Source organism: Streptomyces sp. TS71-3, from assembly GCF_018327685.1.
Classification (GTDB): domain Bacteria; phylum Actinomycetota; class Actinomycetes; order Streptomycetales; family Streptomycetaceae; genus Streptomyces.
In genome coordinates this window covers 3,412,816-3,426,581 of record NZ_BNEL01000001.1, presented here as the reverse complement: position 1 = coordinate 3,426,581, position 13,766 = coordinate 3,412,816, and the positions used below count along the sequence as shown (strand labels likewise).

Sequence of the window (13,766 nt, the reverse complement as noted above, 5' to 3'; positions counted from 1 at the left end):
AAGGTCGGCTTCATTCCTGGAATGGGAGCGCTCCCCCGCCGTATTGACACCCGCCTCAACCAGTCATAGTTTCGCGGCACTTACCCGGTTCAGTGGCTCCGCTCAGGGACGTGCGGGGAAAGTGAGGGACGATGGGTATCCGGGTGCGGGGGACGACCGCCGCTCTGATCGTGATCGGACTCGCCGCCACCGCCTGCACGGGCGGCGGCACCGCCGGAGGAGGCGGCGCCCAGGGCGGCGCCGCGGGTTCGCTGCCGCGGAACGAGACGCTCTACACCACCGGCACCCAGTGGGGGCCGCCCGCCAACTTCAACCCCGTGCGTGACTGGGACTTCGCGACCGGCAGCAAGGGGCTCGCCTACGAGACGCTCTTCCACTTCGACCCCAACCAGGGCAAGCTCACGCCCTGGCTGGCCCAGTCCGGCACCTGGACGGACGACAAGACGTACGAGCTGAAGCTGCGCTCCGGCATCACCTGGTCGGACGGCAAGCCGCTGACCGCCGACGACGTCGTCTACTCGTACGGGATCAGCAAGTACGAGGCGTCCCCGCTGCACACCATGTGGAGCTGGCTGTCCGGCGCGAAGGCGGTGGACGCCACCACCGTCCGCTTCACCTTCAAGCAGGCGCACTACCAGGAGTGGGACTTCAACCTCTACGGCATCCCGATCGTGCCGAAGCACATCTGGGGCACGCGTTCGGAGAAGGACGTCCTGAACGGCGTCAACGACAACCCGGTGGCCACGGGCGCGTACAAGCTGAAGAGCCACAGCCAGGACAGGGTGGTGTGGGAGCGCCGCGACGACTGGTGGGGCGTGAAGATCCTCGGCAAGAAGCCCGCGCCCAAGTACATCGTCGACGTCTCCAACCCCAGCAACGAGGTCGTCGTCGGCCAGCTCACGCAGGGCCAGCTCGACCTGAGCAACAACTTCCTGCCGGGCGCCTCCTCCATGGTGAAGGCCCACAAGGTGGTCTCGTACTACGACAAGCCGCCGTACATGCTTCCGGCGAACACCACCTGGATGGTGCCGAACACCACCAAGAAGCCGATGAACGACCCGGCGTTCCGCAAGGCGCTCGCGGACTCGGTCGACACCCCCAAGATCGTCAAGGGCGTGTACGGGCAGCTGGTGCAGGCCGCGAACCCGACGGGCCTGCTGCCGCAGTGGTCGAAGTTCGTCGACAAGGGCGTGGTCGCCAAGGAGGGCTTCTCCTTCGACCCGGCAAAGGCCAGGAAGACGCTGGCCGCCGCCGGCTACAAGGACCGCGACGGCGACGGCTTCGTGGAGAACAAGGACGGCTCGAAGATCAGCCTCAAGCTGGAGGTGCCGAGCGGCTGGACGGACTGGATGGAGGCGTCCAAGGTCATCGCCGCCGGCGCCAAGGACGCCGGCATCAAGATCGCACCCGGCTTCCCGGACCAGAACGCGCTCCAGGAGCAGCGCGGCAAGGGCGACTTCGACCTGATCCTGGACAACCAGCGCCAGCTGTCGAACACCCCGTGGACGTACTACCAGTACATCTTCGAGCAGCCGATCCAGAAGGTGCAGAACACGGTCAACTTCGGCCGGTACGAGAACGACCAGGCCTGGGACCTCGTCCAGCAGCTCGGCGGCGTCAGGACGGACGACACCGCCGGCATGCAGAAGGTCATCTCCAGGATCCAGGACATCCAGCTCAAGGAGCTGCCGGTCATCCCGCTCTGGTACAACGCGCTCTGGGCGCAGTCGAACACCGGCGCGTGGTCCGGCTGGCCCTCGGACAAGGCCGGCGCCCCGCACACCGCCCCCGCGATGTGGCGCAACTGGATGGAGATGGGCGGCTTCGACACGCTCACCACGCTGAAGCCCGCCAAGTGAGCGGGCCGGTGCCCGCCAGGTGAGCGGGGAGGAACCGGCCGGCCCGCCCTTCGGCAGCGGCCGGTTCCCCGCGCCACCGCCCGCCGGCCCCTGCCACCTCCCACCCCGCATCCCCCGACCTCCGGGAGAGCCCCCGTGCGCCACTACTTCGCCCGCAAGCTGCTGGTCTACGGCCTCACCTTCGTTGTGGCCGTCACCGTCAACTGGATGATCCCGCGCTTCATGCCGGGCGATCCGGTCGCCGCCATGCTCGCCCGCGCCCGGGTCTCGCAGCCCGAGGCCGTGGAGGCGATGCGCTCCTACTACACCAAGCTGTTCGGCTTCGACCAGCCCGTCTGGCAGCAGTACCTGCACTTCTGGTCGTCGCTGTTCCACGGCGACTTCGGCCTGTCCATCTGGGTGTTCCCGAAGCCCGTCAGCGAGGTGATCCTCGGCGCGCTGCCGTACACGCTGGGCCTGATGGTCCCGGCAATCCTGCTGAGCTGGATCGCCGGCAACTGGCTCGGCGCGCTCGCCGCACGCCGCAAGGTGCTCGACAACACCGTGCTGCCCGCCGGCTACCTGCTCACCGCGATGCCGTACATGTGGATCTCGGTGATCCTCGCGTGGGCGCTGGGCTTCACGGCCAAGCTGTTCCCGATCTCCGGCGGCTACAGCCTGTCGATCACGCCGAGCTGGAGCGGCGCCTTCATCGGCGACGTCCTCTACCACTGGTTCCTGCCGTTCCTCTCGCTCTTCCTGGTGGCGCTCGGCGGCTGGGCGATCGGCATGCGGAACATGATCATCTACGAGCTGGAGTCCGACTACGCGTCCTACCTCTCGGCGCTCGGCGCGCCCCAGCGGCTGATCCGCAGGTACGCCTTCCGCAACGCGGTGCTGCCGCAGATCACCGGGCTCGCGCTGCAACTGGGCGTGCTGGTGGCCGGGGCACTGGTCACCGAGATCGTCTTCTCGTACCCGGGCCTCGGCAGCCTGATCCTGGCGGCCATCCAGAACCAGGACTTCTTCCTGCTCCAGGGCACGTTCCTGTTCATCGTGATCGGTGTGCTGATCGCCAACTTCGTGATCGACCTCGTCTACGTCGTCGTCGACCCGCGCACCCGCAGCGGCATGGCGGGAGGGCAGGCATGAGCGCGCTGCCGGAAGCGACCGTCACGACCGACGCCGTCGACCAGCTCACCCCCGGCCGGGAGACCCTGCACTACGCGCGGCGCAACCCCAAGCTGCTCGCCGGCTTCGCCGTGGTGCTCGTCCTGCTGCTCCTCGGCCTGATCGGGCCGATGCTGCTGGACGGCAACCCGAACGAATACGTGGGCCCGCAGGCCGCGGCGCCCAGCGGGGACTACTGGTTCGGCACGACCACCTTCGGGCAGGACGTGTTCGCGCAGTTCGTCCACGGCCTCAGGTCCACGTTCCTGGTGGGCGTGATCGGCGGCGGGATCGCCGCGGTCATCGCGATGCTGGTCGGCTTCCTGGCCGGCTACCGCGGCGGCCTCACCGACGAGGTACTGAACATGCTCACCAACATCGTGCTGGTGATCCCCACCCTCGCGGTGCTGCTGATCATCAACGCCTACCTGGGGGTGCGGAGCGTCCCCGTCCAGGGCGTCTTCATCGGCGTCACGTCCTGGCCGTGGGCGGCGCGCGCCATCCGCGCGCAGACGTTCTCGCTGCGCGCCCGGGACTTCGTGGACCTGGCCCGGCTCAGCGGCAGCGGGACCTGGCGGATCATCTTCCGCGAGATCGCGCCGAACATGAGCTCCTACCTGTTCATGATGTTCATCCTGCTGTTCGGCGGCTCGGTGCTGATCGCGTCCTCGCTGGACTTCATCGGGCTCGGCCCGACGGACGGCGTCTCGCTGGGCCTGATGTTGCAGAGCTCCCAGCAGTGGAGCGCGCTCCAGCTCGGCATGTGGTGGTGGTTCCTGCCGCCGGGCGCCGGCATCACGGCGATCGTGGGGGCGCTGTACGTCGCCAACGTCGGCCTGGACGAGGTCTTCAACCCGAAGCTGAGGGATTCATGAGCCTCACCGTCACGGACCTCAGGGTCCACTACCGCACCCTGCGCGGCGACGTCCAGGCCCTCGACGGCGTCACGTTCGACATCCCGGACGGCGAGATCCTGGGCCTCGCCGGAGAATCGGGCTGTGGCAAGACGACCCTCGGCAAGTCGCTGATCCGCCTCGACGGCCGGATGAGGCACGTCGGCGGCACGGCCCTGCTGAACGGCACCGAGCTGCCGATCTCCGACGACCGGGCGATGAACGCGTTCCGGTTCCACCAGGTCTCGCTGGTGCCGCAGTACTCGATGAGCGCGCTCAACCCGACCCGCAGGATCGGGCGGATGATCCGCGAGCTGCTCGCCTCCCGCGGCGTGCCGGCCGACACCGCCGAACTGCACCGCCGCCTCGGCCTGGTCGGCCTCGCGCCCGAGGTGCTGGACCGCTACCCCATCGAGCTGTCCGGCGGCATGAAGCAGCGCGTCGTCATGGTGATCTCGACCCTGCTCGACCCGGCGCTGCTGATAGCCGACGAGATCACCTCGGCGCTGGACGTCTCCACGCAGCAGGCGGTGGCGCGTGCGCTGGTGGGCCTGCGGGACAGGGGCCTGGTGGACAGCATGATGTTCATCACCCACGACCTGGCGCTGACGTCCCACATCGCCGACTCCATCATGGTCATGTACGCGGGCCGGCTCGCCGAGAAGGCCCCGTCGAAGGTGCTCACCACCGAGCCCCGCCACCCGTACACCAAGCTGCTGCTGGGATCGCTGCCGGAGGTCGGCGTCCGGCACGCCGAGCGCAGGCTGACCGGCATCGAGGGCAGCCCGCCGTCCCTCCTCCGCCCGCCCGCCCGTCACCCGACCACCGCCCCTGATGGAGGACCTGCGGTCCCAGCCCTGACGGGCTGCCGCTTCCGTGACCGCTGCCCGCTCGCCGACGCCGGCTGCGCCGAGCAGCCGCCGTCCGTCGAGATCGCCCCCCGCCACCACGTCGCGTGCTGGAAGGCCTGATGCTGACCCTCGACCGTGTCACCAAGACCTACCGGACGGGCAGCCTCGGCGGCGGCCGCGTCACCGCCGTCGACCGGGTCAGCTTCGACGCCGAGCCCGGCGAGGTCGTCTCGCTGATCGGCGAGAGCGGCAGCGGGAAGTCCACCATCGGCCGGATGATCCTGGGCCTGACCTCCGTCAGCGGGGGCACCCTCACCCTCGACGGCAGGCCCGTCACGGCAGGCAAGGAGTACTACCGGCATGTCCAGGGCGTCTTCCAGGATCCGTTCAGCTGCTACAACCCCGTCTTCAAGGCCGACCGGGTCTTCTCCCTGATCAGGCAGGCCTACCACCCGCGGGTGCCGGCCGGCGAGTGGCGCGAACGGGTGGAACGGGCCGTGCGCGACGTCCGCCTCGACCCCGGGGCGGTGCTGGGCAGGTACCCGCACCAGCTCAGCGGAGGGCAGTTGCAGCGGCTGCTGATCGCCCGCGCCCTGCTGCTCGACCTGACGTTCCTCGTCGCCGACGAGATCACCAGCATGCTGGACGCCTCCACCCGGATCGACGTGCTGAACCTCCTCGCGGACCTCAAGGAACGCGGTCTCGGCGTCCTCTACATCACCCACGACCTCTCCCTGGGCACCTACCTCGCCGAGCGGACCGTCGTCCTGCGCCGCGGCCGGGTCGTCGAGCGCGGCGACACCCAGAAGGTGTTCGGCAACCCCCAGCACCCCTACACCCGCACCCTGCTGGCCTCCGTGCCCCGGCTGAACCTCCCGTGGACCGAACCGGAACCGCTGCGGGAGTGCGCCTTCCACGCGGCAGGCGGGCAGGGCGCGGACGGCGGTAGCGGCAGGGACGGCGGTCGCCGCACGGACGGCAGTCGGGCCGCGGACGGCCGGCACGGCACGGACGGCGAGCTGCGGGAGACCGAGCCGGGGCACTTCGCCGCGTGTGCGCAGCTCCCGGACTGCGGAAGGGCATCCGCGTGACGCCGGCGGAAGCACCCCTCGTGACAACACCCCTCGTCCCCCGAAACTCGTGAGAACACCCCACGTCCCCCGAAAGCGGAAGGACCCCGCGTGAGAACAGCCCACCGCCCCGGACACCGCCGCGTCACGCTGCACGACGGCTGGACGCTGCACACCGCCGCGGACGTGCCCGTAGCGCTACCGGACGAGGGCGTGCCGGCGACCGTGCCCGGCTGCGTGCACACCGACCTGCTCACCGCCGGCCTCATCGACGACCCGTACCTCGACGACAACGAGACCCGCCTGACCTGGATCGGCCGCACCGACTGGAGCTACCGCACCGCCTTCGACTGGAGCGACGACGGCTTCGAGCGCAGCGACCTGGTCTTCGAGGGCCTGGACACCGTCGCCACGGTCGTCCTCAACGGCACCGAGGTCGGCAGCACCGCCAACCAGCACCGGGGCCACCGCTTCGCCGTGGAAGGGCTGCTGCGCGAGGGCGCCAACATGCTGGAGGTCCGCTTCACCGCCCCGTACACGTACGCCGAGGCGCTGCGCGACCAGCTCGGCGACCGCCCGGGCGCGTACGAGGAGCCGTACCAGTTCATCCGCAAGATGGCCTGCAACTTCGGCTGGGACTGGGGGCCCACGCTGGTCACGTCGGGCATCTGGCGCCCGGTGGCGCTGGAGTCCTGGAGCGGGGTGCGGATCGCGTCGGTGCGGCTGCTCGCCGATGTCGACGCGGAGACCGGCGTGCCGCGGATGGGCGTGGCCCTCGGCGTGGAGCGCTCCGGCGCCGCCAGTGACCTCACGGCGGACGACGTCGTGGAGGCCGTGGTCGAGGTGGCCGGCACCCGGACGCTGCTGCCGGTCCCCGCGGGCCTGGACCGCAGCGAGGTCCGCTTCCCGGTTCCCGGGGCAAAGCTGTGGTGGCCCCGAGGCCGCGGCGACCAGCCGCTCTACGAGGTGACGATCGAGCTCGCCGGCCAGACCTGGCGCACCCGCACCGGCTTCCGGGCGGTCGCCCTTCAGGAGGACGCGTTCCGCATCTCCGTCAACGGCGAGGAACTCTTCGTCCGCGGCGTCAACTGGATCCCCGAGGACTGCTTCCCCGCCCGCCTCACCCGCGCATGGCTCGCCGAACGCTTCGACCAGGCCGTCGCCGCCGGCGTCAACCTCCTGCGGGTCTGGGGCGGCGGCCTCTACGAGAGCGACGACTTCTACGAACTCGCCGACGAGAAGGGCCTGATCGTCTGGCAGGACTTCCCGTTCGCCTGCGCCGCCTACCCCGAGGAGCAGCCGCTGCACGACGAGGTGGCGGCCGAGGCGCGCGAGCAGATCGTGCGCCTCGCCCCGCACCCGTCGCTCGTCCTGTGGTGCGGCAACAACGAGAACCTGGAGGGCTACGCGGACTGGGGCTGGCAGGAGCCGCTGGACGGCGCGACCTGGGGCGCCGGCTACTACCACGAGCTGCTGCCGTCGCTGGTCGCCGAGCTGGACCCGACCCGGCCCTACTGGCCCGGCACCCCCTACTCCGGTTCGCCCGAGCTGCCGCCGAACGACCCGGAGCACGGCACCGTCCACTCCTGGAAGGTCTGGAACCGGGTGGACTACACCCACTACGCGGACTCGGCACCCCGCTTCGTCGCTGAGTTCGGCTTCCAGGGCCCGCCCGCGTACGCCACGTTGCGCCGCGCGATCAGCGGGGAGCTCACCCCCGACTCTGCCGTGCTGGCGCACCATCAGAAAGCGGAGGACGGGCAGGGCAAGCTGCTGCGCGGCCTCGGCGACCACCTTCCGAAGCCGGGGAAGGACGCGTTCGACGACTGGCACTGGCTGACGCAGCTCAACCAGGCGCGGGCCGTCGAGTTCGGCGTCCGCCACTTCCGCTCCCACATGCCGCACACCATGGGCACCATCGTCTGGCAGCTCAACGACTGCTGGCCGGTGATCTCCTGGTCCGCCGTCGACGGCGACGGCCGCCGCAAGCCGTTGTGGTACGCGCTGCGCCGGGCGTACGCGGACCGCCTCCTGGTCGTCCGCGACGGCGCCGTGCACGCCGTCAACGACAGCGCGTCCCCCTGGGAGGGCGTGCTCCACGCGAGCCGGCGGACCCTGGACGGCAGCGAACTCGCCGCCGAGACCTTCCAGCTCCAGGCCGCCCCCCGCACCGTGCAACGCCTCGCCCTGCCCCAGGCGCTGACCGCCGCGGGCGACCCCGCCGGGGAACTCCTGGTCCTCACCGCCGGCGACACCCGCGCCGTCGAGTTCTTCGCGGAGGACACCCGGGTGGCGTGGCCGAAGCCGGAGTACTCGGTGCGCGTGACGCGAGCGGAGCCGGGCCCGGGTCAGGACCCCACGGCCTCCGCCTCCGCCCCCGTCCCCGCCTACACCGTGGAGGTGGAGGCGCACACGGTCCTGCGGGACCTCGCGCTGTTCCCGGACCGCCTCGACCCCGCGGCAGAGGTCGACGAGGCGCTGGTCACGCTGCTGCCCGGCGAGCGGGCCGAGTTCCGGGTCACGGGAGCGGAACTCCACGACCCGGCGGCCCTCGGCCGGGCCCCCGTGCTGCGCTCGGTGGGCGACCTGGAGAGCTGAGGCGGCAGGTACTTGCGGGGCGCGGGACAATGGAGGCGGAACCGAGGTAAGCCGAAAGAGGAGGAGACCCATGGCGGAGCCCGAGCGGCCCCGTAGCGCGCCCCGTCTGCGCCCCGCTCCGCTGATCTTCGAGCCCGCCGCCGCGACGGCGGACCCGGAGCACTTCTTCGACCTGGAGTCGATAGAGGACCCCAGGGAGCTGCTGTCCCGCTCCACGGAGCTGACCCACGCGTTCCGCGCGGCCACCGACCGTGCCATGGAGTACCAGGCCATGGCGGCGGCCCAGCTCGCCGACCCGCGCCGCTTCGACCGGCTCACCCCCGAGGTGATCGGCGAGCGCGCGGGCTGGACCGAGGACTACGCGAAGAAGATGATCGAGTTCGGCCGCGAGTTGATGCGGGGCCCGGACGATCTGGGGTGATTCGCGGCGGGGTTGCGGAGAAACGTTCCGTGATCGGTCGGGGGTTGAGGCGGCCGGAGCGGGCCGGGGCACCCTGGGGCGGTCCCGTGGGCCGTACGTCGTGGAATCCGGGGCTGGACAGGGGCAGTTCGGCCGCCGCCTCGCGGCCCGCCGCCGGGACCCGGTGAGTGAGCGGTCGGCGTGCTGGGTGGCCGGGGGCCTCTCGCACTAAGCGCCCGCGGCAGGCGGCCTCCCGTGCTGAGCGCGCGCGGTCGGCGCTCCCCTCTCGGGCGGCCGCCCGGTGGCCGTGTGCACCCAGATCAGGCAGTCGTGCCAGGTGTCCCTGGCGGGATCAGCATGGACGTGGTCGCGGCAGTGCCGGGGCATCCGCGACTCCAGCCGGTAGCCGAGGCGGCGGGCCAGGCGGAGGGACGGCTCGTTGTCGGGGCGGATCTCCAGCCAGATGCGGGGCACGGCGAGACGCGTGTGACCCCAGTGCGTGGTGGCCCCGACGGCTCGCGAGGCGATTCCGCGGCCGCGCTGTTCCGGTCGCACCCAGTAGGCGAGCTCGACGCTGCCGGGCCCGTCCGGCATCAGCCCGACCGCGCCGAGCAGCCGGTTCCCGTCCATGACCCCCACGGAGAACTGTCCGCCCTCGTCCGGGTCCCACGCCGCCAGCGCCTTCTTCCCGTCGATCAGGGAGTACGGGCCCACCGGGTACGCGTCCCACAGGGACCGGGCGGACTCCCCGCTGGTGGCCTCGACCAGCAGGTCCGCGTCGTCCTTCGCCAGCACGCGCAGCCGCAGGCCGTCGCCGATCTCCAGATCGAGGTCCAGGTCAAGCTGCACATCGAGGTCCATGCCGTCCATGCCCACCATCCAAGTCCTCGCCCCGGGCTCGGGCCACCCGATTTCGGCACGCCGCTCCGGGGGTAACCGGGATCGGGCGTGCCAAACGGGGGAGGCTTCTCGGCGGCGGCTTCTCGGGGCCTTCGGCCCCCTTGAAGCGGGGCATCGCCGCGGGGGGCTGGGACCGGCCGCCACCTGCGGATCGACCTTGGTTGCTCGCGCAGTTCCCCGCGCCCCTTTGGGGCGCAGGGCTGTGCTGATGTGCGGCTCCGCCGCGGGGGCGCGACCAGCCCGAACCGGCGGAGAGCGGAGAACGAAACCGCAAGGGGCAGCGCCCCGACGGGGGCGCGGGGAACTGCGCGACCAGCCGAAATCAACGGAGAGCAAAGAAGCAAGCCGCAAGCGGCAGCGCCCCGACAGGGGCGCGGGGAACTGCGCGACCAGCCACGACGGACAGGACTGAAGAACGAAAGCGCAAGGGGCAGCCCCGAAAAGGGGCGCGGGGAACTGCGCAAACCCGGCCACGGGCCACCGGAAGCCGAACCCGACACCAGCAAGACACTCCGCCCGGAGCCCGCCGCAGGCGAAGCCTCGCCGCAGGCGGAGTGCCGGTCGCGAAAAAGGATCCCCCAAACGGGAGTGCCGCCGCACGGGCGACCGGCATATGCCCGCGCGGAGAATACTCCCCGCACCTCCCCCCTGTCCCCAGTTCGCGGAACTCACAGGAACCGCCCGCTCACGCAAGGTAGACATGAGCGCCATGAGCAGCCCACGGCACGCACCCACTCCCGGAAGGCACACGAACGCACCCGGCAGACCCCAAGAGGCCCGCCCCCACCCCGCCGAGACCACGGTCGACGACGCCCCGAGCGGCCCGGAGGCGCCGACCGGCCCGGACGACCCCGACGATCCGGACGACCCAAGCCTCCAGGACCACCATCAGGGCGCCCGCCAGGGCCACCGCCAAGACGATCCAGACGAGCCAGACGAGCCAGCCAGTCCGGACGAGCCAGGCGGTCCAGGCGAGCCAGACGGCCCGGACGAGTCAAGCGGCCCCGGCGAGCCAGACCGTCCGCATGAGGCACCCGGCCCGGACGAGGCACGCCCCCCGCACGAGCCGCGCCGTCCGGACCAGCCACGCCGTCCGCACGAGTCACGCCGTGCGCACGAGTCACGCCGTGCGCACCACCCAGCCGGTCCGAACGCCCCCGCACCCCCGAACCCCACCGAGATCACCCACGAGGGAGCCTCCTGGCTCGTCTCCGCAGGAACGTATCCCCGCACCACCCTCGCCCGCTGGAGCGCCTCCCCCACCGCCTCCCTCGTCCTGCCCTGCGGCACGTCCTTCGACGTGGTGAGCGTCCCCGCTGCGTTCGGCTGCCGCCTGCTGGACCGGCTCCTGGCCGAGGGGCCGGGCCCGGGGCCCGTCGCCACGCACCGTGGCCGGACGCTGTTGTTCGCCGCTCCCGGCACCGCCCACCGGCTGCCCTCGCTGCTGCGCTGGGAGGAGTGGGGCGCGGTCGGCCGGTGCGGGCGCTCCGCCGTGCCGCCGCTGCTCTGCCACGGCCCCGGCGACGCGGTGACCGTGCCACCGCTTACCCCGGGGGCCGGCTACGGGCCGCGCTGGCTGATCGCCCCGCTGACCAGGCAGCCCTGGCTTCCGGGCCCCGATGTGCTGCTCTGGGCCTGCGCCCGCGCGGCGCGCGCCGAGGACGACGACGCGGTCCGCATATCGATTTTTCCTCCCGCCGACCTGGGTGCTAGGGTCTACGACGTCAGCAGGCGCCGCTAGCTCAGTTGGTTAGAGCAGCTGACTCTTAATCAGCGGGTCCGGGGTTCGAGTCCCTGGCGGCGCACAGACGGTGAAAGGGCCCCTCGCAGCGAGCGAGGGGCCCTTTCACGTGGGCGCTCACGCCCCGTGGTCAGGGTCGGTCCCGTGTGTCCCCAGCGCCCCTCACCCGGTGGTCACCTTCACCTGCCAGCCGCCCGACGGGGTCCGTGGCCCGACCTCCAGGTCGATGCGGACATGGCCGTCCGGCACGCGGAAGTGCTCGCCCGAGCGGACCGGCGCGTCCGCGAGCGGCGGATAGACGGAGGCGCCCCAGCAGGCCGCGGTGGCCGGGTGCGCGTCGATCACCTCCACCGGCCCTCCCCCGGACTCCGTCGAGCTGCGCACCCTGTACACCAGCACGCCCTGGGTGCACGTCGACCGGTCGTTGCCCGTCGCGCTGCGGGCCTCGAAGGCGATCGCGCTGGTACGGCTGGTGCGCACCACCACGAGCCGGGCAGAACGCACGCCCCCGCCCCAGCCGGCGTCCCTCTTGCCGCCCGCGCCCTCTCCGCCGGGACCCTTGCCGTCCGCACTGTCACCGTGCCCGCCGTCCGCGCCCCCGCCGCCGTCCGCGCCCCCGCTGCCCTCCGCACCGGCCGCCCTCCGGCCCTGGCCCGGCCCCGAACCGCCGCCGCCCGCCGCAAGGCCCTCGTGCACACCGGACCCGTCCGCACCAGCCCCGCCGGAGCCACCGGAGCCGTCCGCACCCCCCGCCCCGCGCGCCGACACCACGCCACCGGGCGTACGCGCCCCCGCCGCGCCGCCATGCGCCCCTGTGCCGCCCGGCACGGGAGGCGCCCCCGCCGCCAACCGGTCGGCGGGGCGCTCCGGCGGCGCGGACAGCGGCTCCAGGGCGATCCGGCTGCTGTCCCCGCCGTCCACGCAGACCACCTGGCGCGGGTCGAGCCAGCCGAGCTTCCACTTGTGCCAGGCGAAGAAGTCCGGCGCAAGACCGAACTGGCTGCCCATGACGTCCCAGTCACCTACGTACGTGTCCCAGTCACCCTTGCCGTCCGAAGGACGGTGGTAGAGGTCGGGCAGATCGAAGACATGTCCCGTCTCGTGCGCCAGTACATTCCTGTCCGGCGGATGCCGCTCGAAGACGGTCACGATGCGTCTTAGGTTCGTACCGTCAACCGTGAAAGGCCGGTCGAAATTGACCACCTTCGTCGCGTCGGAATCAACGCCGGGTGCATCGGGGTCGGCCACGAAGTAGACAAGGTCGTACTTCCCGAAGTCGACATGGGGATCCGCGGCGGCGACCGCGTCCCTGAGGTACTCCGTACGGTGCTCGGCGTCCCAGTCGCGCCGTATCCGGTACGCCGTGGAGGGGCGCGGCATCCTGATCCACGTGCGCCTCGGATGCGGGCGCAGGCCGAAGCTGCCGTAGGACGCGCGCTCGTAGAAATCGCTGGTGGCGGGGAAGTAGTCGGCGAACAGCTCGGCCGGCGTGGTCTGCGGGCGGGCGTCCGGGAAGGAGAGGAAGACCAGCACGGCGTCGAGCTTCCGGCGCGGGCGCGGATAGGCGGCGTTCCAGGTGTCGAGCCCTTCCGAGTGGTGCGCGCGGGTGCGCTCCAGGGCGCACGGTGTCGGCTGACGGCCGGCGATCGCGGGCCCCGCGACCAGCGAGGTGGCGGCCAGCGCGGTCAGCGCGGTGAAGGCGGCACCGGTGGTGCGCAGCCGGCGCTCGCCGTGCGGTTCCTCGTCGCCGCCGCCCCCGCCGCTGCCGCCGCCCCCGCGGCCGCCGTCGTCCCGGCTGCCGCCGCCGCCCAGCGCGAACGGCTCCACGGACCGGTCGGGCCACCATCCGGCCCTGCCGGGCAGCACGCCCACGGCGCCGGCGGCCGGCTCCCCGGACCCGTGGAACGGCTCGGCCATCTCCTGGGGACGGAGTGGTGGCGGCACGACTACCTCCGGGCGCGGAAGGGGAGACTCCGCACCCAGCGTGGTGGCGTTCGTCAGATTTTGTCCTGTTGGCCGGGACCAGCCGGGTGAGCAAAGAATGACTCTTTTGCCACTCACGGAACGTCACAGCCGGTCGATGCCCGCTAAAAGCCAAACCGGAGATGGTGCAGGACCGGACGGAAACGATCTGGCGATGAACTGACGATGAACCGTTCCGGATCGCACGGGGCACGCCTGGCTGGACCGTGGCTGGATACGCCTCGGGCAGCGCTCTATGATCGGCACACTTTCCTGCGCGGAGCTGGCCGGAGCGGCCCACCCGACCGCCCGTCCCCGCCCGCCGCGAGGCCCAACGAGCGGG

General features: G+C 71.7%; 10 protein-coding genes and 1 tRNA gene. 9 read left to right on the top strand and 2 right to left on the bottom strand.

The window, feature by feature from the left end:
• The first annotated feature begins 131 nt into the window (after positions 1–131).
• The 7 genes from Sm713_RS13895 to Sm713_RS13865 all read left to right on the top strand — a co-directional run bounded on the left by Sm713_RS13895 (position 132) and on the right by Sm713_RS13865 (position 8,841).
• Positions 132–1,859 (top strand): ABC transporter substrate-binding protein, encoded by a 1,728-nt coding sequence (locus Sm713_RS13895; RefSeq protein WP_212909938.1) that lies wholly within the window; start codon positions 132–134, stop codon positions 1,857–1,859.
• 135 nt (positions 1,860–1,994) lie between these two features.
• Positions 1,995–2,990: an ABC transporter permease gene (locus tag Sm713_RS13890; protein WP_212909937.1), complete on the top strand. Its 996-nt coding sequence runs from the start codon at positions 1,995–1,997 to the stop codon at positions 2,988–2,990.
• Positions 2,987–3,883: an ABC transporter permease gene (locus Sm713_RS13885; protein WP_212909936.1), complete on the top strand. Its 897-nt coding sequence runs from the start codon at positions 2,987–2,989 to the stop codon at positions 3,881–3,883. Before Sm713_RS13890 ends, Sm713_RS13885 begins: the two co-directional genes overlap by 4 nt.
• Positions 3,880–4,872 carry an ABC transporter ATP-binding protein gene (locus Sm713_RS13880; protein WP_212909935.1) on the top strand — a complete coding sequence of 331 codons (993 nt, stop codon included), beginning with the start codon at positions 3,880–3,882 and terminating at the stop codon, positions 4,870–4,872. Before Sm713_RS13885 ends, Sm713_RS13880 begins: the two co-directional genes overlap by 4 nt.
• A complete protein-coding gene (locus tag Sm713_RS13875) occupies positions 4,872–5,843 on the top strand; it encodes an ATP-binding cassette domain-containing protein (RefSeq protein WP_212909934.1) in 972 nt (323 codons plus the stop codon). The genes Sm713_RS13880 and Sm713_RS13875 overlap by 1 nt, the downstream gene beginning before the upstream one ends.
• A 90-nt stretch (positions 5,844–5,933) precedes the next feature.
• The gene (locus Sm713_RS13870; RefSeq protein WP_212909933.1) at positions 5,934–8,420 is read left to right on the top strand and encodes a glycoside hydrolase family 2 protein; all 2,487 of its coding nucleotides are present in this window, start codon (positions 5,934–5,936) and stop codon (positions 8,418–8,420) included.
• Positions 8,421–8,490: 70 nt separating this feature from the next.
• Complete coding sequence (locus Sm713_RS13865; RefSeq protein ID WP_212909932.1) at positions 8,491–8,841, top strand: hypothetical protein; 351 nt, start codon at positions 8,491–8,493, stop codon at positions 8,839–8,841.
• A 207-nt stretch (positions 8,842–9,048) separates the two neighbouring features.
• Here the strand turns inward: Sm713_RS13865 and Sm713_RS13860 are convergent, their stop codons facing one another.
• Positions 9,049–9,690, bottom strand: a complete 642-nt coding sequence (locus Sm713_RS13860) for a GNAT family N-acetyltransferase (RefSeq protein WP_212909931.1) — start codon at positions 9,688–9,690, stop codon at positions 9,049–9,051.
• A 1,210-nt stretch (positions 9,691–10,900) separates the two neighbouring features.
• Here Sm713_RS13860 and Sm713_RS13855 point away from each other — a divergent pair.
• Together Sm713_RS13855 and Sm713_RS13850 are read left to right on the top strand one after the other, a co-directional pair.
• Entirely contained in the window at positions 10,901–11,461 is a 561-nt protein-coding gene (locus tag Sm713_RS13855; RefSeq protein WP_212911990.1) for a bifunctional DNA primase/polymerase, read from the top strand.
• Positions 11,452–11,525: transfer RNA gene (locus tag Sm713_RS13850), tRNA-Lys, on the top strand. The genes Sm713_RS13855 and Sm713_RS13850 overlap by 10 nt, the downstream gene beginning before the upstream one ends.
• 98 nt (positions 11,526–11,623) lie before the next feature.
• Here Sm713_RS13850 and Sm713_RS13845 read toward each other — a convergent pair.
• Entirely contained in the window at positions 11,624–13,405 is a 1,782-nt protein-coding gene (locus tag Sm713_RS13845; protein WP_249416281.1) for a M6 family metalloprotease domain-containing protein, read from the bottom strand.
• Positions 13,406–13,766 lie beyond the last annotated feature (361 nt).

What these genes read in the sequence shown, in the direction of transcription:
- Sm713_RS13895 (WP_212909938.1), top strand. Translation starts at nt 132, where the DNA reads ATGGGTATCCGGGTGCGGGGGACGACCGCCGCTCTGATCGTGATCGGA.
- Sm713_RS13885 (WP_212909936.1), top strand. Translation starts at nt 2,987, where the DNA reads ATGAGCGCGCTGCCGGAAGCGACCGTCACGACCGACGCCGTCGACCAG.
- Sm713_RS13880 (WP_212909935.1), top strand. Translation starts at nt 3,880, where the DNA reads ATGAGCCTCACCGTCACGGACCTCAGGGTCCACTACCGCACCCTGCGC.
- Sm713_RS13875 (WP_212909934.1), top strand. Translation starts at nt 4,872, where the DNA reads ATGCTGACCCTCGACCGTGTCACCAAGACCTACCGGACGGGCAGCCTC.
- Sm713_RS13865 (WP_212909932.1), top strand. Translation starts at nt 8,491, where the DNA reads ATGGCGGAGCCCGAGCGGCCCCGTAGCGCGCCCCGTCTGCGCCCCGCT.
- Sm713_RS13860 (WP_212909931.1), bottom strand. Translation starts at nt 9,690, where the DNA reads ATGGACGGCATGGACCTCGATGTGCAGCTTGACCTGGACCTCGATCTG.